We start from the raw sequence: 19,533 nt of genomic DNA on the forward strand, positions 1-19,533 counted from the left end.
GATAAATGTATAAATAGGCTTAGTTATCCGCCTGACGGATAGAAAGACACGTATATGGAACGCGGCGTACCCATCAGAGCAATTACTCGCGGCATAGCGGTGCTGTCTGCTGTCAATCGCGATGGCCCGATCACAATGATGAATATCTCGAAAAGCGCCAATATTCCTTACCCTACCGCATGCCGGATTGTGCAGACCTTTTTGCACGAAGGCTTGATTGAACGTGAGCCGGCCCGGAAACGTTATCGCGTCACATCGCTGGTGCAAACATTGGCCACCGGATTTCAATCCGAGGATCAACTGGTGGCGGTTGCCCGCCCGCATCTTGAAGAGCTGTGCCGCAAATTTAGTTGGCCGGTATCATTGGCCACGCGCGTGGGTACAAGAATGATGGTGCTTGATTCCACACATAAGATGACATCGCTCACCTTCACCAACTATTATCCAGGATATACTTTACCGATTGCCGAGTGTGCGACTGGCAAATCATATCTTGCCCATTGTTCCGATGAAGAACGTCAAACGATTGTGGAAGCATGGAAAGCAACGGACAATGAGACCTCTAAAATGGGGTTGCTTCTGGTGTCGGATGATGTGGTGCTGAACAAAATCCGCGAAGATGGCTATGCGCACCAGATGCGTAATTTTTACAACGAAGAACCGGGAAAAACGTCATCACTAGCTGTACCGGTCAATGGTCCGGATGGTGATATACTTGGCTCTCTGGCAATTATCTATTTTGCCTCAGCATTGAAAGCGGATGAAGCGACGGCAACGTTCCTGAAGGCGATGCAGGAGACAGCATCACAAATAACCGAAAGCCTTGAAAAAAGCGGCTCATCCGCCGACTAGCTGACATCCGCCTTGTTTGATTGCGCTGCATGTTGGCCAGCCAAGCGCCCCAAGGTGGTCGCCGTCATCAGACCGTTTCCGGCCATATAGCCATCGGCACCGGGGCCGGAAATCCCGCGTGCCGCACCGCCGCCCGCATAAAGATTGGGAAACGCTGTTCCATCCGGCTTTAAAACTCGGGCATCTTGATCCACTTCGAGACCGCCTTGCGTATGAAACAACGCGCCTGTTACCCGCACGGCGTAAAAAGGCGGAGCCAGCTTCTCTTTGCCCGCAAAGCTTCGGCCAAATTGATCCTGTTCGCCGCTTTCCGCCAAAGCCCATGTCCCAGCCACACTCGCCTTCAGACCCTCGATCGCGATACCAGCCTGTTCAGCCAGTTTCTCCAGCGTGTCCGCTTTTATAAGGCATCCAGCCGACTTGGCCTGCTGATAATCATCAAATTGTTCCATGATGCGGTGCCGGGTTTCATCATAGATGCTCCACGCAACATGTCCGTCCTGCTCCAGAACCTTGACCGCCTGTTCCGAATAACCCGCCGCTTCATTGGAAAACCGGCTTCCTGCGCGGTTAACCTGTATACCGCCTTCGGCAATGAGTGGCCACAATATGGGTATGCCATAGCCGGCCGCCAGTCCGGCATGCCCCTGATAGGCGCTCATATCAACCATGCTGGCGCCCAGTTTTTCACCCCATGCTACCGCATGCCCCTTGTTGCCAGGATGGCCGTGGAAGGTTGCATGTTCGAGTTCAGGAATCAGTTCTGCCACCATCTCCTGATTGCCGGCAAACCCGCAACAAGCGAGTATCAGGGCGTTACAGCCGATAACATCTTGCCCGCCGTCAGGACGCGTTGCGCCAACGGCGATTATACGCTCACTTTCATTCACATACAGCCTATCAACCGTTGCATCGGTTAATATATCCACGCCAGCCGTCTCACATGCTGCGGCCAATGCTCCCATTAACTCTCCACCGGACCGGCTTGGCATCCCGTGCATTCTGAGAGCGCTGTGGCCCGGATAGGTAAAGCCTTCCACCAGACTAAGGCCAATATCATGATCTTCCATCAACCAGTCGATCGTTCGCGCGGACTGTTCCGTCAAATGATGGACCAGCGTCTGGTCCACTTTCCCTTTGGTCTTTGCGATGATATCTTGCGCAAAAATTTCCGGACTGTCTTCAACGCTCTTGGCCATTTGTGCTTTGCTACCAGCGGCAGGAATAAGGCCGGTGGACATGGACGTTGTGCCAAGTGGCTGGCGATCCCGTTCAATCACCAGAACGTCCACCCCAGCATCCCTGACCGCCAGTGCCGCGCACAGGCCTGTGCCGCCGCCGCCGACAATGACCACCGGGATGTCCATTATGGTTTCGATAGTCTCCGCGCGAATAATCTCGATCTTGCTCATGGGGATATCTCTTCAAATATCAGAACGGGTTTAATGACCGCACCGCTGCGCTGTGCTTCAAACGCGGTCGCTATCTCTTCAAAGGGATAGTGTGTGATCAGTTCATCATAGGGCAGATTGCCGGCGCGATGCTGTTCAATCATCCACGGAATAAGGCGATCCGGGACACTGTCACCCTCGATAATTCCAGTCATCGTAGTCGTCATGAAAGAAAGGCCACCAGGATGCGGAACGGGATCCTCAAAGCCGCCAGGAATGGTCAATATACCAAAATTGCCGCCGGGATGCAGACATGCGATCCCGGCCTCAAAAGTTGTCTGTGATCCCGCGGCATCCAGTGCATAAGAGACCCCGCCACCTGATGCTTCCCGCACCTTGGCAATAAGATCGGGATCATCGCCCTTCACCAGAATATCCGCGCCATATTTTTCAGCATGATGCAACCGATCCGCCTGAATATCACTGGCGATAATTGGCGAGCAACCGGCAATCTTGCCGGCCATTATCGCCGACAGTCCGACAGCTCCGCACCCTATCACCAGTAACGGACGGCCTGCTTCAGCGGCAAAATTGTTGATAACCGCTCCGACACCGGTTTGTATGCCGCAACCCAAGGGCGCGGCTGTGGCAAAATCCATATCATCGGGTATCGCAACGGCATTGCGTTCAGTCACCAGTGCGTGCGTGGCAAAACTGCTTTGCTGGAAAAAAGCACCGCCAATTTCGGTGCCATCAGGCCGCATAAGCGCCGGGCGGCTGCGCAGACCTTCGATATTCAGCGCGATGTTGTCGAAGCAATAAGCCGGGTGATCGTCGTTGCAATTGCGGCACTGGCCGCAGGATCCAAAGGTCGCGATGACACGGTCACCAATCTGGAAACGACTAATATCGCTTCCGATCGCGACCACAATCCCAGCGCCTTCATGGCCAAAAACACGCGGCGTTTCCGACCATTGGGATATCCCGATATCCGTATGACAAATGGCCGCGGCCTGAACGGCTATGACCAATTCATCCGGCAGCGGGTCGTCGAGCAATAGCGGCTCGATAACTGGCAATGCGCCGTCTCCGGCCGATACGGCGGCTTGAATCTCTCTAGGCACGATCATGTCGTTTCTGCAGCGCGACGACATCATCAATGCCTAGCAAACGTGACATCTCGCCGAAGTCAAAATTTCCCGCACCTTCTCCATTGGCATCGCCCGCCTTCAAACCCGCGTAGAAATTTCGCGCAGCCTGCGCCGCCGCCAGTGGTGCTCCGGCCGGATAGATGACAAATTTCACACCAAGCTTTTGATAATCCGTCGGAGGCAGAACAGGCGTAAAGCCGCCATGAGCCGCGTTGACCAGAACAGGTTTATTCAATCGACTGGCCGCTTGTTCGATTTCTTCCAGGCTTTGCGGGGCCTCCAGAAACAATATGTCTGCTCCGTTTTCTGCATATTTATCAAGCCGGTCAATGGTAGCGTCCAGACCTTCTGTCCGCCTGGCATCGCTGCGCGCAATAATCAGTATATCCCCCTCACCACGAGCTTCGACAGCGACTTTCATGCGCGCGATCATCTCCTCGGCGTCGACTGAAACCGCCTGCCCTACATGCCCGCATATTTTGGGAAAGCCCTGATCCTCAATCTGGATCGCCGCGATACCGGCCTTTTGATACCCTTTTACGGCATGGGCCAAATTGGCAATGCCGCCGAAACCGGTGTCCGCATCCGCAATGACTGGCGCTTTGCTTTTGGCCGCAAAAGCCCCAAAAATCCGAATGAAATCGCTATAGCCAGCAATGCCAACATCGGGTTCACCCATGGCAGAGGCCGTCCCCCAATAGCCAGAGGCATAATGCGCGTCAAAACCGACTTCGTTAGCCATTAAAAGGCTCATATGATCATAGATTCCCGGCGCTGCGATTATCTGATCACCAGCCATTTTCGCGCGAAGCTCGGTACCGCTCATACCGCGCCCGATTCATACTCAAACAGTTTATAATATTCCTCCAGCACGGCTCTATCCTCTATAGTTGCGGGAATTGTAGCCTCTTCCCTGTCGGCAATCTGCCTGATATTGCGGCGCAAGATTTTACCGGAGCGCGTCTTCGGCAACTTGCTGACGATATGGACCTGTTTAAAGGCTGCAACCGGTCCAATTGCCGTGCGCACGTCCAGAACCAGCTGTTGCTGCAATAACCCGGAATCGCTCTGCTCCCCGGCCTTCAAGACTACGAAACCAGCTGGTATCTGGCCCTTCAAGTCATCATGGATTCCGACTACAGCACATTCTGCAACCGATGGATTGGCTGCCAGAACCTCTTCAATCGCAGAGGAGGATAGCCGGTGCCCCGCGACATTGATCACATCATCCGTGCGTGTCATCACATAGACGAAACCGTCTTCATCAATATAACCGGCATCGCCGGACAGATAATAGCCTACATAGCGTTCAAGATAGGCTTCGACATAGCGTTCTTCCGCCTTCCAGAGCGTCGGTGCAGCGCCAGGGGGAAGCGGTAGCCTAGCAACAATGGCACCGGTTTCATTGGCAGCAACCGGTACACCGTCTTCATCCAGACATGCGATATCCCACCCCGGCATCGGAACGCTTGTCGAACCGGCTTTGGTTGGTAACTCTTCGACCCCCAAGGGATTGGCGCAAATCGCCCAACCCGTCTCGGTCTGCCACCAATGGTCGACCACTGGCTTGCTCAATAGCTTCTCGGTCCATTCCAATGTGCTAGGATCAGTCCGCTCACCCGCCAGATAGACGGCTTTCAGGCTCGAAAGATCGTGCCCCGCTGCTAGTGCACCTTCAGGATCCACTTGCTTGATCGCCCGGATGGCTGTCGGTGCGGTAAAGAAACTGCGCACCTTGTGCTTCGCCATGATCGACCAGAATATGCCAGCATCCGGGGTGCCGACAGGTTTGCCTTCAAAGACCACAGTCGTGTTGCGGTTCAAAAGCGGGCCGTACACAATATAGCTATGCCCTACGACCCAACCAACGTCGCTGGCCGCCCAATAGGTTGAACCGGGCGGGCAATTGTAAATGCCTTCCATCGTCCAAGCGAGCGCAGCGAGATACCCGCCCGTGTCCCGAACAATGCCCTTGGGCTGCCCGGTCGTGCCGGATGTGTATAATATGTAAAGCGGGTCAGTCGCTTTGACCGGCTCGCATGGGGCGGGTTCAGCATTCGCGATTTCATCGGCCCAGTCCACAGCATCCGTCTTACCTATATCTGCTGGCGCTTGCTCCCGCTGCCAATATATAGTCGCTTCGATCCTGTGATCGGCAATCGCATAGGCCTCTTCCAGCATCGGTTGATAAGGCAGCACCTTTGCCCCCTCAATCCCGCAACTGGCAGCAATAACCAGTTTTGGCGTTGCATCATCGATCCGCGCCGCCAGTTCCTTGGCCGCAAATCCTCCAAAAACAACAGAATGGATCGCGCCGATGCGCGCGCAGGCGAGCATGGCGATTACCGCCTCCGGGGAGTTGGGCATGTAGATGATGATACGATCGCCTTTCGCAACACCGCGGGCTCGCATGGCGCCGCCCAGCCGGGCCGTCGCATCTTTCAATTCGGCAAAGGTGAGGCTGCGAGATATCTGCGTTACAGCACTTTCATATTGGATAGCGACCTGATCGCCAAAGCCATCGTCAACATGCCGGTCGACGCAATTATGGCAGGCGTTGAGTTCGCCGCCAATGAACCAGCGCGGGATAGGTCCCTGGCCATCGCCCAGCACCTTGTCCCAGCGCTTGGTCCATGCCAATTTGTCCGCTACTTCTACCCAGAATCTGTCCGGCTCATCAGCGGCGAAGGCGCTTAACTGCGCGTATCTCATCCGGTTTTGGTTCATTGTCTCTCCTTCGCCGATTTTATCTGTCAGGGGCGCATATCCCTAACGCCTATCCATTACGCGGATATTATGCGAGACTTGCTTCGATTATCTGCACATTTGCTACATATTGGAAACGTAAAGAATCAGGATATGAAACATGAATGATGAGTCCCGGAAAATGGAGGTTCCGAAAGAACTTGGTGATGAAATTGGCGGCAATGGACGGGTCTATTTTGATAATGTCGTCATCGACAATATGCTGGACGCCTTGCTGGAACTCTCGGCGACCGTCTGGACCCATCATGACCGGGTGATTGTGCTGGAAAAAATCCTCGCTGCCAAAGGCATTGACGTGAGCGAGGAAATTGAGGCCCATTTACCTGACGAGGCGGAGATTGCCGCCCGAACGGCGGAGCGGGATGCTTTTGTAGAACGCATTTTCGGTGCGTTTCTGCGCCGTCCGACCAGCGATTTGGCTGATAAAGTGAAGATTTGACAGGAGCTTGAATATGGACCGCGGAAATATTGGTGTACTGCCCCGCCCGACGAAACTGGCAGATGAAAGCTATCTTGAATTTGTAACCAGCTTTCGCAAATTCGCTATTCAAAAAGGCTTTCCTGTCATGTCGGCGAACGGCGAAGCAGCCTTGGAAAAAGCCTTCGAAACTGGTGAAGTGGAAAAGCCCGACGATGGTTCGGAACTCCCTCTTGACGAGATAAAGAAGGTTTTTGCCAAAGTCCCGTTCACGCCAACCTGGCAACGTTTTGTCCGCTCGCAGCAGGAGATGATGTGGCGCGGCACAAGGGCCAGTTTTTTTCGCAATGCAGACAAGATCATGGCCGACATGGACGCGGCAGAAAAATCGCATCCGGACAATATCCACTATAATCCATCGTTCGAACCACCTGCTTATACCCGTTGCGAAATTCATTGTCAGCCGGGCGGCTACACCGATGATCCATTGGGCGGCGCTGTTTTTCATTACGGCACCAAAATTTTCTACGAAGGTTTTAATGACCAGGACGAGATGCATACCGAGCATGCCGAGAAAACGACCAAGCCTGCCGACGAAAAAATCGAGCGCATTCTGGATGTAGGCTGCAGCATCGGACAGTCCACAACGGTCTTGAAAGATCTTTATCCGGACGCAGAAGTCTGGGGTCTTGACGTGGGCCTGCCACTTATCCGCTATGCCCACATGCGCGCTGTTCAACGTGGCAAGGATGTTCATTTCAAGCAGGCGCTCGCGGAAGATAGCGGCTATCCCGATGACCATTTCGATATGGTGCTGGCCTATATCCTGTTCCATGAAGTGCCGGTCAAAAAGATGAAAGAAATTATCTCCGAGCTATTCCGGATCATACGACCCGGCGGTGTGTTTTCGATCTTTGAATTTCCCAATAACGACAAAGGCCAGGTGCCCGCCGGCTATCGCTTCATGATCGACAATGACAGCCGTGATAATTGCGAACCTTATTCACCCGCTTTTGTGGCAAGCGATTTCAAGGGGATATTGGAAGCAGCCGGTTTCGAAGTGAAACCGGGACCTGCAGTTTCCAATGATTTCCTGCAATCCCTGATCGCAACCAAACCGGCCTGACGCTATTTGACCAAAGGTACGGTGGCGGGATCATAGGCGAAAATACCCAATGCGTCCTCATTCTTGATCGGGGTATTCCGAAAGGCGTAGGGATCAATAGTTTGCAACCGCTCGCCACCCAGATTGGATTCGGATTGCAAGAGGGAAGCGCGTTCTATCCGGCTATCGGCATAGATTTTGAGCGCTTCATCCACTGTTTTCGCAGCGGCAAAAGCACGCCCAAGAATGACCCCGTCTTCAATCGCGCAGGATGCACCCTGCCCCATATAAGGCAGCATCGGATGAGCAGCGTCGCCCAACAAAGCGGTGCGCCCGCTCACCCAGTTCTCAAGCGGTTTGCGAATGAACAGACCCCAGCGATATAATTCATCACCGGGTATCGCCTCCAACAGCTCCATCACATAATCTGCCCAGCCTTCGTAATGCGCCGCCAGCTCGCTCTTCTCCGCCTTTGCGTTCCAGCTTTCTTCAGCCCAGGCTTCAGCCTTGGTCAGCGCGACAATATTGACGAGCTCGCTCCCGCGCACCGGATAGCTGACAATATTCCGCCCCGTGCCCAAATGATTGATATTCAGTCGATCAACGGATTTTGGCCCCAGCTTCTCTGCTGGCACCAGCGCGCGCCATGCCACATGCCCGCTAAATTCCGGTGGGTCGGAGTCGAACAAGCTGTCCCGGATGATCGACCGCAACCCATCGGCGGCGATCACAACATCGGCTTCGGCGATGCTGCCATCCTCAAAAGTCAGCGTAACGCCATCTGCACGACTGTCGATTGCGGCAAGCGCATGATTCATTGCGCAATTGCTTCGGCCAAAAGCATCTATCAGCATATTGAGCAGGTCAGCTCGGTGTAGCTGACAATAGGCCGCTTTATATGTCTCTCGGCAATCGCGGCGATCAAAAGTCTTGAGCAATTCTCCGGTCTCGCCATGATATAGTCGCTGTTCCAGGGGCTCATTGGCATTGGCGTTCAAATAATCAGTGAAGCCGAGAGATTCCAAACCGAGCGTCGCATTGGGTGAGATGGAAATACCTGCCCCCACTTCGCCAAATTCCGGCGCACGTTCATATATGACTGGATTAAATCCAGCTTTCTGAAGCGCGATACCGGCCACCAATCCCCCAATACCGCCGCCAACAATCGCAATTTTGGTGTTTGCATCAATCATGCGTCTTTGGTTCACAAGCCTAAAGCCCCGGGTTTATGGTATTATCTGGATCCAGCGCCGTTTTGAGATCGCGAAGCAATGTGGCTGCCCCACATTCCCGGTTTTCTGCATAGGGATAGAGCCGCCCGATCTGGAAATGCGTTCCGCCATGCTGATGCACCAACGCATTGAAAGCCGACACGAACTCCTCGACCAATTCCCGTGCCGTCAGATTTTCGGAAAACTCCGGCATTTTTCCTTCAAGGTAATCAGGCGTAAGGCGGTTATGATAGTCGTACAGGCTGTCCGGCCAGTAAAACACAGGCTCATAAAGCAAGCCAATGCCCGCAATCCCGGCAAAAAATTCTGCAACGGTGACGTTCGTTTCATTCATCTTTTCTGCAAAACTGGCTTTGAGGGATAGATAATCCTGATGAAAAGCGTGTAATGCTGATTGAGGAAACACCCCATGAATCGGTAACATCCGGCGGCCGTCGGGATGCGTTACGGGAAGGACCGGAAACGGATCTGCCCGTGTCATCAGCGGCACGGTATTGACAATCTCTGTCCCCGATTTGGCAAATCCGCGAATGGCATTTATCCGGCTTTTAAGATCAGCCTGGTCCCGGCCTTCTATGACAAAATGCGCGGTATATTTTGCTTTATCGAGAAATCGTCGTCCGCCCATAGCAATGCGAAACATTCGTCCAATTGCTGAGAGTGGATTGCCTGCCGCTTTGCCAATGCGCCACATCGCTTTCATGTCTTCCATCAAATTGGGCGTGCCAGAATTCTGCCGCGCGACATCGCCATCCATTGCAATCATCTCCGATGACAGACGGCGTATGGACAGATCCGAAAACAGCTTCGCCATTGCATCGAAATCATCATAAGCAAAGGATAGTCCGCTAACCTGCGCCGGGCGTGGCTCAATCTCAAGAGTCACCGCCGTCTTAATTCCCAACGCGCCCGCGTCATTGGCAAATATACCCGTCAAATCCGGTCCGAAGTTGCGGTTGAATGGCCGTGTTCCAGCCGTACCATCGGAGCCGGTGTTTAGTATTTCGCCGGTACCGGTCACGACCTCAAAGCTTTTCACCGCGTTGGCCGAAGCGCCATTTGTGCCAGAACCGAATGTCACCGTACCTTGGCTCATGGAACCGCCAATTGTGGCCGATCGCCCCGACATGGGTCCCCAAAATCGTGCACGCCGGTCATGCTTGGCAAGAGCTTCGTCCAGTGCCAACCATGTGCAGCCCGCTTCCACCGTGACGTGGCCGTCTTCAACCGATATCTCCCGGATTGCTGACAATCTGGAAAAATCAAGCATGATTGCATTGGCAGATGTGGGCTGAAATGCCTTTGTGTAAGACATTCCTCCACCGCGCAGGAAGATTGCGAGACCTTGCGCTCGGCAAAATTCAACTATCTTGACGACTATATCGGTCGTTGCCGGGCTCACAATTGCAAGCGGCAGAATTCCTTCAAAAAACAAGTCCTGCGAAAAATAGCGCAAGTCAGCTTCGTCAGTATTTACAGCATCCGTGCCACAAATGGTAACCAGCCCATCGATGCCTCCGGCTTCCTGTCCTTTTGCTATCCCTGCATCCATATTCATTTCCCCTTAGTGCGATAGCATGGCGATAATGACGAGGGCAGCAAAACTTCTTATCCGGCTGACGGTTAAACGCGCTTCTCATGATGCGCTTTTACCAACAGTATCATAATATTTGAAACGATGACTTCAGTTTCACCCGCAATCGATTTGGAAACGACCGGCCCGTCGATATCGCCAGACGATACCGCCTATTCCCCATTGCGTTCTTGGCTGGTTGTGGCAGCACTCTCTTTTGCCGCAATCGTGAGTTATATCGACCGGCAAATTATCAATCTGCTGGTGGATCCGATAAAGATCGATCTTGGTCTTAGCGATGTCCAGATTAGCTTGTTACAGGGCTTTTCCTTCGCCTTGCTATACGCAGTCATGGCTATTCCACTGGCGTGGATCGCCGACCGTTATAACCGAAAATGGGTAATATTGGGCGGCTTGATCTGCTGGTCTGCAGCAACATTTGGCAGCGGCCTCGCCATGGGCTTTGTCTTTCTCTTTTTCGCAAGAATGTTCGTAGGGATCGGCGAGGCAACCCTGTCACCCGCTGGATTTTCAATGATAAGTGACTATTTTCCCAAAGAAAAACTGCCTGCCGCCATCGGTGTTTTTACCGGTACCGGCTTTATCGGATCTGGTCTGGCTCTTGTAATCGGCGGCTATCTCTACGCACAATTGGAAGCGATAGGATCGATTACGCTGCCTTTCGGGACGTTCAAGCCGTGGCAAATGACATTCTTTGCCGTATCCCTGCTCAGTGTTCCGGTTTTCTTTTGCCTGTTGTTGATCCGCGAACCCGCCCGCAAAGATGGCAATGTCGTTCTTGCCGATGATGACGCCCCGCCAGCTTTGGAAATATTGAGCTTTATCCGCAACAATGCCCTTGTTTTCTTTCCGCTGTTCTTCGGCTTCTCCTGTTTTGCAGCAGCCCAGTTTGGTATCGGCGCATGGGCACCAAGCTATTTCATTCGGGTTCATGAATGGACTCAACTGGAAGTCGGTCAATTTTTTGGGCCAGTAGTGATGTTTGGCGGCGTAACCGGCGTTGTCGCAGGCGGTTTTGCTGCAGAGAAGATGCTGGCTGCGGGGATAAAGGACGCAACGTTGCGGTTGCCGATAATCGCGATATTGTGCGCGTTGCCCTTCGCAATCGCTTTCCCGTTGGTGTCATCGCCATGGGTTGCACTGGCCCTGCTGGCCCTAGTGCTGTTTTTTGGAACTGTTCCTTTTGGCGCCGGTGTTGCAACATTCCCGTTGATCACCCCTAATCGCATGCGGGCGCAGGTTATTGCCGTCTATCTGCTAATCGCCAATTTACTTGGCTATTCTGCTGGACCGCTGTTGGTGGCGTGGCTGACAGATTATGTTTTCGGATCGCCTACTGCCATTGACCAGTCGCTTGCACTAGCGCCGCCCGCTACGATGATCATTGGCTTGGTTTTGGTATGGTGCGCATTCAAACCGTATCGCAATATGGTAGAAAAAACCGCAATGGAGTCTAATTGATGGCCTTGATCACCCTAGCCCCTGAAACCAAATCTTTTATCGCCAAGGAGCAGAAACTGCTCATTGGTGGACAATGGAAAGATGCCGGTAGTGATGCCCTGATTGACGTCATAAACCCTGCTGATGGTAACCGTATTTCGGGAATTGGCGATGCGACCGAAGCAGATATTGATCAGGCTGTTGATACCGCACGTGCCGCATTTGAAAGTGGCGCCTGGCCGGAGATGAAGCCTGGCGAACGCTCACGTGTGATCCATAAAATTGCGGACTTGATGGAGACGCATGCCGAGGAATTGGCACAGCTGGAAACACTCGATAATGGCAAACCGATTAACTTTGCCCGCGGCGATGTCTTCGCATCTATCGGAGCCTTCCGCTATTATGCAGGCTGGGCTGACAAAATTCAGGGAACAACTCACACCATAAATCTGCCGGGCGATCATCACGTCTACACCCTTAAAGAGCCCGTGGGCGTGGTGGCATTGATTGTGCCATGGAACTATCCGCTGGTCATGGCAGCAATGAAACTCGGCCCTGCATTGGCCGCCGGTTGCACCGCCATACTGAAACCGGCCGAAGACACGTCGCTTTCTGCACTTCGTCTGGGAGAGCTGGCTTTGGAAGCAGGTCTTCCCGAAGGGGTATTGAATATCGTGACCGGTTATGGTCACACGGTTGGCAATGCTTTAATCAATCATCCCGGTATTGATAAAATTGCATTCACCGGCTCTACTGCAACAGGTAAGATCATTGCTCACGCAGCGGCCGAGAATCTGACGAAAGTCACCCTGGAGCTGGGCGGAAAATCACCCAATATCATCATGTCCGATGCGGACCTTGAAAAAGCCATTCCAGCATCTGCCATGGGTATATTCTTCAATAGCGGTCAGACCTGCACGGCACCATCACGCATTTACGTCCATGAAGATATCAAAGACGAGGTTATCGCTGGTATCGCCGCTGTTGGTAAATCGATGAATCTTGCCAATGGTCTGGATGAAGAGAGCACCATGGGTCCCTTGGTATCCGCCAAACAGTTTGAGCGGGTCAGCGCCTATATCGCAGAAGGCCAGAAAGAAGGTGCGAATATCGCGTCAGGCGGCGTTCGTCATGGCGAAAGCGGCTATTTTCTGGAACCAACGGTTATCGATCAGACCAGAAATGACATGACAATTGTGCAGGAAGAAATCTTTGGTCCTGTTGTCGTCGCACAAAGTTTCAAGACCGAGGAAGAAGCACTCGCCTTAGCCAACGACACCCAATACGGTCTGGCCGGAGCCGTATGGACGCCAAATATCTCTACCGCGCACCGTATGGTCGGCAAGATCAAAGCCGGTATCATGTGTATCAACGCGGTCATGGGGGCGGATTGGGATGTGCCGCTCGGTGGTTACAAACAGTCAGGCATTGGCCAGGAAAACGGCAAAGACGGCCTGGAAAACTACCTCAACACGAAAACGGTATTCACTGCCCTATGAGTGTGATCCCAACCGATATACAGCGCATTGATGTCGGTGATGCGGAAATCCACGTCGAGATTACCGGTGATGGGCCAAATCTTTTGCTGGTTGCCGGCCTGGGAGGGCGCGGAGCCTTCTGGAACAATCAGGTCCAGGACTTTGCCAAAGATTTTCAGGTTATCACTTTCGATCATCGCGGTTGCGGCAACAGCACGCCAGACAAGGTGGTTTATGGCGCAGAGCATATGGCGCATGACGTGCTCGCGCTCATGGATGCAATGGACATCAGGCAGGCCAGCCTTGTTGGCCACTCAACCGGTGGCGCAATTGGGCAGCATATCGCTCTTGATCACCCGGAGCGGCTTACAAAGCTTGTGCTTTCATGCAGCTGGGCCGGTCCTGACACTTATCTGACCGAACTATTCCGGACGCGGCGTGAGATACTGATCAGCTGCGGGCCGCTCGCCTATCTTACGATGGGCACTTATCTCGCCATGCCGAGTTCTCATTTGCAGCCGCAAATGACATCGGCACGGGCCTTTATGGAAGAAAGGCTGGCGGCATTTCCAGGATTAGAGGTGGAATTGTCGCGAATTAACGCAGTCTATACGCATGACTTGCGCAGCCGTCTGCATAAGATTGCGACACCGACATTGTGCATCGGGTCAATGGATGACCAAATAACACCACCCGGTTTTACCAAGGAAATGGGCAATTTGATCGAAGGCGCGGAGACCCACCTGCTGGACCGCGGCGGGCATTTCAGCCCGATTGTAGCAACCGAAATTTATAACAAACGCGTACTGGAATTCTTGACGCAATAGGAGGCTGTCATGGCAGACGACATCACCAAGGGACAATCGGTCATTATCGGACCGGATGAGGGTCGCTCCCTATGGCAGCCCATGCCCTCACGCGGCTATGTCGACGTCAATCTCACCCCCGATAATATGCCCTACGACACCTTCTCCAGCGGGATACAGTTGTTACCGCCCGGCTGTATGGTGCGCGAACATGGGCACAAGCAAAATCACGAACTGGTTTTTGTTTATGAAGGCACGGGTGAAGTCAATATTGACGGAAAGGTCTCAAAATTCGTTCCCGGCACGACAATCCTGTTTGCCCGCAACTGCACTCACTGGATCAAGAATACCGGTGATATCGACATGAAAATGTTCTGGGTCTTCTTCCCGCCGGGACTGGAAGACTGGTTCTATGCCATTGGCAAGGACCGCAAGCCGGGTGACGCTATGCCGGAACCATTTGACCGGCCCGACAATGTTCAGGAAGTGATGGACAAGATGCGCTTCCTGCCGCCTAGAAATTCGGGCTGATGCGGATTGTTACCCAATCCGAAGTCGAGCGGCTCTTGCCGGTTGGACCATGTGTTGGCGTTATGCGGCAAGCCATGTCCGCAACGTCCCGCCGCGACGTGACTCTTCCGATCCGGCAATTCATGCCGATACCCGATGCGCCCGGAAAACTGGCAATCATGCCCGGTACATTGGGAGAACCAGCCTGTTTTGGCATCAAGCTGGTTTGCAAATATGATCGCCCGCATGACGACCCGTTGGGCACCCATGTCGGGATGGTGATGCTATTTGATAGCGTCAAGGGCATTCCGCTGGCGATGATCGAGGGGTCCTCGTTAACCGCGATCCGGACCTCTGCAGCAAGCGCGCTCGCAACGGACATTCTGGCGCGCAAGAACGCAACCAGACTGGCGATTATCGGCAATGGCGAACAGGCGATGCGCCATGTGCATGCCATGTGCGCGGTGCGGGCCGTTGATCATATCAATGTCTGGGGCCGTGATATAGAGCGTGCTCGCACCTTTGCTGCCGCGGTGGCCGATGACACCGGCATTCCAGTTATAGCTTGCAAAAGCGCCGCAGAGGCTGTGGCGGGGGCCGATATCATCTGCACCACGACATCGGCGAAAGAACCGGTGCTGAGTGGCGAGGAGCTGGAGGCGGGCCAGCATGTCAATCTGGTTGGCTCTGCCATCCCTGCTGCGGCGGAAGTTGACGATGTTGCCGTAGAAAGGGCAAGTTTCTACGTGGACTATCGCGACGCGGCGATGGCAGCGGCAGGAGAGCTGCTGGGCGCGATTGAGCGCGGGGTTGTGACGGCCGATCATATCGTTGCGGAAGTTGGCGAAGTGTTGACGGATGAGACACGGGGCCGGAACAATGATGACCAGATTACGATGTACAAATCACTCGGTGTCGCCTCGCAGGATCTCGCCGCCGCGCATGCGATCTGGCGGATGGCCGAGGCCGAAAACAAGGGGATTACCGTTGACCTTATGGACTAGAACCGCGCACTTCATCCTGCCGCTTGCCATGGCGATTGGCGGATGCACCATAAAAACGGAAGTTGGCGCAGCCGCACCGCTTGGTAGCGCCGCAAGCACCGGCGCGGCCGACGAAGCGCTCTACATGCAGCGTTACGAAGCACAACAGAAGGCCGCCATCGCCGGTGGCGGCCTGCCCGCCTACGACCCGCTGGAGCCGGTCCGCGGCGCTTCTCCCTATCAGCCGCTACCGGAAGGGCCAGCACGCATCAATGCATCGGCCCTGCAAAAGGCAGAGCAATTTGCCAGGGAGCGCAACAGTTCCGCCTTTCTGGTCTGGCATGACGGCGCGCTGGTCCAGGAAAGCTATTTTGGCGAGGCGGATCGCGATTATCTCATCAACGCAAAATCGCTGGCCAAGCCATTGACCGCGATTATCGTCGGCCGCGCCATCCAGCAGGGGCATATTAAATCGCTCGACCAGCCGGTTGCAGACTTCATCACCGAATGGAAAAGCGATCCCGGAAAATCCAAAATCCTGATCCGCCACCTGCTCGACATGCGCAGCGGGTTGTTGCCGCAGGGTTTTGGAGGCGGCCCGGAAAATGTGCTGAACCGCGCCTATCTCCACCCCCGCCATGACGAAGTGATCATCAATGAATATCCCCTGGTGAACGAACCAGGCAGCCGGTACGAATATGCCAATGCCAATTCCGAACTGGTAGCACCGGTTATCGAGCGCGCGACCGGACAAAGGTATCACGATTATGTCAGCGACGCGTTGCTGATCCCCATTGGCGCTCAGGGTGGGACGGTCTGGGTCAACAGACCCGGCGGCGTGGCTCATGCCGGATGTTGTATTCAACTGCCCGGGCAAACATGGGCCAGATTGGGCATTTTGTTGCTGAACGATGGAATTTGGGAGAGCGAAAGACTGCTTCCAGATGGCTATGTCAATGCCATGCGGACCCCGACAAAAGAAAATCCGCATGCCGGCATGGGCGTCTGGATCGCCGGTGACTATGTCAAGGGCCGCGGGCCGCTTCATCCGTCAATGGAAGCAGGCAAAACCCTGCACAGCGAACCCTATGCCGACAAGGATCTGTTCCTGTTTGACGGCAATGGTAGCCAGGTGGTCTATATTGTCCCATCGCAAAGATTGATCATTGTGCGAACAGGCGACCGTCCGCCGAAAGACAAACCCTGGGACAACAGCTACATTCCCAATCTTGTCATCAATGCGATTAAGCGGGGGCCTGACGAACCGCAACCCGTGCCGCAAAAAGGGAAATAGCAGTTCATGGCGACCATAGCTGAAGCATCCGAGGTCAGGACCAAACAGGCTCTTCCCGCTTCCCTGAAACTGGGTTGGGGCTCCGGCGCATTCGGTATCGCGCTGCTGATGAATGGCGTTTCCGGGCTGATCCTGCTATTCACCGCCAGTATTTTGCAGATCGATCCCTGGCTCGCCGGGCTTGTCATCTTTCTCGCCAAACTGATCGACGTTGTCACGGATCCGATCGTTGGCGTTTGGAGTGACCGCTATGAATCGAGCAAGGGACGGCGCAGGCCCTTTCTGCTCTGGGGCTCAATTACCGGCGCTATCAGCTTTGCCCTGATCTTTACCTCGCCATCATTCGAGAACCAGTATCTTACCGCCTTTTATATCTTCATCGTCCTGAGTTTCTACGCCATCGCCTACACGATCTACAATATTCCCTATATGTCGATGCCGGCGGAAATGACCGACAATTATCATGAACGCTCCTCGATCCATGCCTATCGAATGGTTTTTATCTCGCTCGGGTCTTTCGTAGCGACAGCCGGAGTAAAGGTGGTACTCGAAGCGCTCGGCAAAACCGAGCCATCAAGCTATGCGGTCGTCGGTGTCGGTTGTGCAGTGCTTATCCTAATCAGCACTATGGTCGCTTATTTCACAACCGCTTCTGCCCGGTTCACGCAAGGCGCTGAAAAAAGTACCAAAAGCAATGCGGCCCAAGTCGTGCATGAATTTAACGCGGTCCGCAGCAACCGGCATTTTCTGCGCCTGATCGGTGTGAAATTTGCGCAATTGCTGGGGGTACAGACCTCTGGCGCTGCCTTTGCCTATTTTTTCGTCCAAAGCCTGGGTCGGGATTTCAACATTCTGGCGATTTTCGGCACCACAGTGACAATCTCAACGATTATCTTTGCCCCGTTGCTCGTTAAATTCTCCCAGCGGTTTGGGAAAAAGAATACCTATTATGTTGCGGCCAGCGTCAATATTTTTTACGCGCTGAGCTGGTCTCTGGCCAGCGAAGGCGAGCCGCTTTGGTCGATTGTCATGCGCGCCGCTTTCGTCGGCATCGCCTTTACCGGCAATGTGGTCATGGCCATGTCGATGCTCACCGATATCATCAACGCTGATGCCAACCGCACCGGCGTGCGGCGTGAGGGTGCGTTCACCGCGCTATATAGTTTCGTGGAGAAGCTGACCGGCGCGGTCGGTCCGCTCATCGTGGGTTTTGCGCTCTCCTTTGCCGGGTTTAACAACAAGCTGCCCTTTGACGTTCCGCAAGGTGGCAATGTCGACACGGCCCTGCTATTTTCAGTGAGCTGGCTCCCTGCCCTATTTGGGCTCGTCGCCATCTGGATCTTGTCAGGATATAACCTGACAGAACAGGAATTGCAGGCTGCTCGGGCAGAGAACACTGCCAACAATGAAGTGAACAAACAGGAGAAATCATGATGGAATTGCAAAATCCCAATTTAAAACAGCGTGGCCGTGCCTCGCTCGATTTCCTGGCGCAAATGGGCATGGCTTCTGCACCGGTATCGCAAAAAGTGACCGCTGAAATTAACGATCGACTGGACACCGATAATCTGCCGGATGATCTGGATGAACGGGAAGCGGCAATCGACAATGCACTGTCGGACTCCACCGCTTTCGCAACCCAGCGCCTGATGGGGGATTGGCACAGCCGCAGCCATGGCCGGATTTCATGGGAAGCCTTTGAGGAAATCAAACCGGAATTGCAGCCGGTTCTGGATGCAACCACCAAGGGACCGGCGAGCCTTGTGCTTGATCCAGCTCTCAAACTTCCTGCTTATTGGGACGGCGTTCATTTTCACCGTACAGAGGGCGGCTGGGATGCGCATGAGCATATGGGCTATGTCCATGGCGAGATTATTCACAAAAAAATGGTCGCGCGTTTCTTCCCGGGCGGGATATTCAAACAAAGGCAAAACGTGGCCGAAATGGCGCCGCGCGACAGTTATGACCGGATACTGGACATGGGGTGTTCGAGCGGTCACTTCACCACCGCGCTCGCCAAAACCTATCCGGACGCGCAGATTACCGGTGTCGAGCTCTCTGCCCGGATGCTGGAGCATGCCCACCGCACGGCCAATGCCAATGGCTGGAACTGGAAACTCTATCAGCGGGCGGCCGAAGATACGGGTTTTGACGATGGCAGCTTTGATCTTGTCGCGTCCTACATACTGATCCACGAAATTCCCGCTGATGTCGTCGAGCAGGTTTTTGCGGAAGCCCTCCGCGTGCTGGAGCCCGGTGGCGACATGATCATGTCGGATGCCACCCGCTATGCCGATCTCGACAAGCTCAGTGTGTGGAAAGCCGATCGCAGTGCCAAATATGGCGGTGAGCCCTTCTGGCGCGAAACCGCCAGCCTTGACCTGGCCGAAATCGCGAGAAAAGTGGGCTTTGTCGATGTTACTGCCGACGGCATATATCCGCATGTTGTCAAAGGGCGCAAACCGGAATGAGCGGGCCGGATCGCGACACACCTACCAGCTTTAACTTCCCGA

Annotated in this window: 17 protein-coding genes; 11 read left to right on the forward strand and 6 right to left on the reverse strand. The window is 54.1% G+C overall.

What is annotated here, in order from left to right; translation table 11 throughout:
• The first annotated feature begins 54 nt into the window (after positions 1-54).
• On the forward strand, positions 55-852 hold the full coding sequence (locus J4G78_RS07815; RefSeq protein ID WP_207989866.1) for an IclR family transcriptional regulator domain-containing protein: 798 nt from the start codon (positions 55-57) through the stop codon (positions 850-852).
• Here J4G78_RS07815 and J4G78_RS07820 read toward each other — a convergent pair.
• The 4 genes from J4G78_RS07820 to J4G78_RS07835 are packed head-to-tail and all read right to left on the reverse strand — an operon-like array spanning position 849 to position 6,121.
• Positions 849-2,264, reverse strand: coding sequence for an FAD-dependent oxidoreductase (locus J4G78_RS07820; protein WP_243457271.1), 1,416 nt, complete (start codon positions 2,262-2,264; stop codon positions 849-851). The genes J4G78_RS07815 and J4G78_RS07820 overlap by 4 nt on opposite strands.
• Complete coding sequence (locus tag J4G78_RS07825) at positions 2,261-3,373, reverse strand: alcohol dehydrogenase catalytic domain-containing protein (protein WP_207989868.1); 1,113 nt, start codon at positions 3,371-3,373, stop codon at positions 2,261-2,263. Before J4G78_RS07825 ends, J4G78_RS07820 begins: the two co-directional genes overlap by 4 nt.
• Positions 3,360-4,220: an isocitrate lyase/PEP mutase family protein gene (locus J4G78_RS07830; protein ID WP_207989870.1), complete on the reverse strand. Its 861-nt coding sequence runs from the start codon at positions 4,218-4,220 to the stop codon at positions 3,360-3,362. Before J4G78_RS07830 ends, J4G78_RS07825 begins: the two co-directional genes overlap by 14 nt.
• Positions 4,217-6,121, reverse strand: coding sequence for an AMP-binding protein (locus J4G78_RS07835; RefSeq protein ID WP_243457272.1), 1,905 nt, complete (start codon positions 6,119-6,121; stop codon positions 4,217-4,219). Before J4G78_RS07835 ends, J4G78_RS07830 begins: the two co-directional genes overlap by 4 nt.
• Before the next feature lie 139 nt (positions 6,122-6,260).
• On the opposite strand from J4G78_RS07835, the gene J4G78_RS07840 reads away from it, so the two are divergent.
• Positions 6,261-6,599 (forward strand): hypothetical protein, encoded by a 339-nt coding sequence (locus J4G78_RS07840; RefSeq protein ID WP_207989872.1) that lies wholly within the window; start codon positions 6,261-6,263, stop codon positions 6,597-6,599.
• 13 nt (positions 6,600-6,612) lie between these two features.
• Positions 6,613-7,704 (forward strand): class I SAM-dependent methyltransferase, encoded by a 1,092-nt coding sequence (locus tag J4G78_RS07845; RefSeq protein ID WP_207989874.1) that lies wholly within the window; start codon positions 6,613-6,615, stop codon positions 7,702-7,704.
• A 2-nt stretch (positions 7,705-7,706) separates the two neighbouring features.
• Here the strand turns inward: J4G78_RS07845 and J4G78_RS07850 are convergent, their stop codons facing one another.
• Both J4G78_RS07850 and J4G78_RS07855 read right to left on the reverse strand, forming a co-directional pair.
• Positions 7,707-8,876, reverse strand: coding sequence for an FAD-dependent monooxygenase (locus J4G78_RS07850; protein WP_207989876.1), 1,170 nt, complete (start codon positions 8,874-8,876; stop codon positions 7,707-7,709).
• Positions 8,877-8,895: 19 nt separating this feature from the next.
• A complete protein-coding gene (locus tag J4G78_RS07855) occupies positions 8,896-10,467 on the reverse strand; it encodes an FAD-binding oxidoreductase (protein ID WP_207989878.1) in 1,572 nt (523 codons plus the stop codon).
• 126 nt (positions 10,468-10,593) lie between these two features.
• Between J4G78_RS07855 and J4G78_RS07860 the strand changes: the two genes are divergently transcribed.
• Genes J4G78_RS07860 through J4G78_RS07895 form a run of 8 tightly spaced genes read left to right on the forward strand, consistent with a single transcriptional unit; the run spans position 10,594 to position 19,491 of the window.
• Positions 10,594-11,970 carry an MFS transporter gene (locus J4G78_RS07860; protein WP_207989880.1) on the forward strand — a complete coding sequence of 459 codons (1,377 nt, stop codon included), beginning with the start codon at positions 10,594-10,596 and terminating at the stop codon, positions 11,968-11,970.
• The gene (locus tag J4G78_RS07865) at positions 11,970-13,448 is read left to right on the forward strand and encodes an aldehyde dehydrogenase family protein (protein WP_207989882.1); all 1,479 of its coding nucleotides are present in this window, start codon (positions 11,970-11,972) and stop codon (positions 13,446-13,448) included. The genes J4G78_RS07860 and J4G78_RS07865 overlap by 1 nt, the downstream gene beginning before the upstream one ends.
• Positions 13,445-14,254, forward strand: coding sequence for an alpha/beta fold hydrolase (locus tag J4G78_RS07870; protein WP_207989884.1), 810 nt, complete (start codon positions 13,445-13,447; stop codon positions 14,252-14,254). The genes J4G78_RS07865 and J4G78_RS07870 overlap by 4 nt, the downstream gene beginning before the upstream one ends.
• A gap of 9 nt (positions 14,255-14,263) precedes the next feature.
• Positions 14,264-14,764 (forward strand): cupin domain-containing protein, encoded by a 501-nt coding sequence (locus J4G78_RS07875; protein WP_207989886.1) that lies wholly within the window; start codon positions 14,264-14,266, stop codon positions 14,762-14,764.
• Positions 14,764-15,747 (forward strand): ornithine cyclodeaminase family protein, encoded by a 984-nt coding sequence (locus J4G78_RS07880; protein ID WP_207989887.1) that lies wholly within the window; start codon positions 14,764-14,766, stop codon positions 15,745-15,747. Before J4G78_RS07875 ends, J4G78_RS07880 begins: the two co-directional genes overlap by 1 nt.
• Positions 15,731-17,020 (forward strand): serine hydrolase domain-containing protein, encoded by a 1,290-nt coding sequence (locus J4G78_RS07885; protein WP_207989889.1) that lies wholly within the window; start codon positions 15,731-15,733, stop codon positions 17,018-17,020. The genes J4G78_RS07880 and J4G78_RS07885 overlap by 17 nt, the downstream gene beginning before the upstream one ends.
• A gap of 6 nt (positions 17,021-17,026) precedes the next feature.
• Positions 17,027-18,454 (forward strand): MFS transporter, encoded by a 1,428-nt coding sequence (locus J4G78_RS07890; RefSeq protein WP_207989891.1) that lies wholly within the window; start codon positions 17,027-17,029, stop codon positions 18,452-18,454.
• Complete coding sequence (locus tag J4G78_RS07895; RefSeq protein WP_207989893.1) at positions 18,451-19,491, forward strand: class I SAM-dependent methyltransferase; 1,041 nt, start codon at positions 18,451-18,453, stop codon at positions 19,489-19,491. The genes J4G78_RS07890 and J4G78_RS07895 overlap by 4 nt, the downstream gene beginning before the upstream one ends.
• Positions 19,492-19,533 lie beyond the last annotated feature (42 nt).

The sequence above is a fragment of the Parasphingorhabdus cellanae genome (genome assembly GCF_017498565.1).
Lineage (GTDB): Bacteria > Pseudomonadota > Alphaproteobacteria > Sphingomonadales > Sphingomonadaceae > Parasphingorhabdus > Parasphingorhabdus cellanae.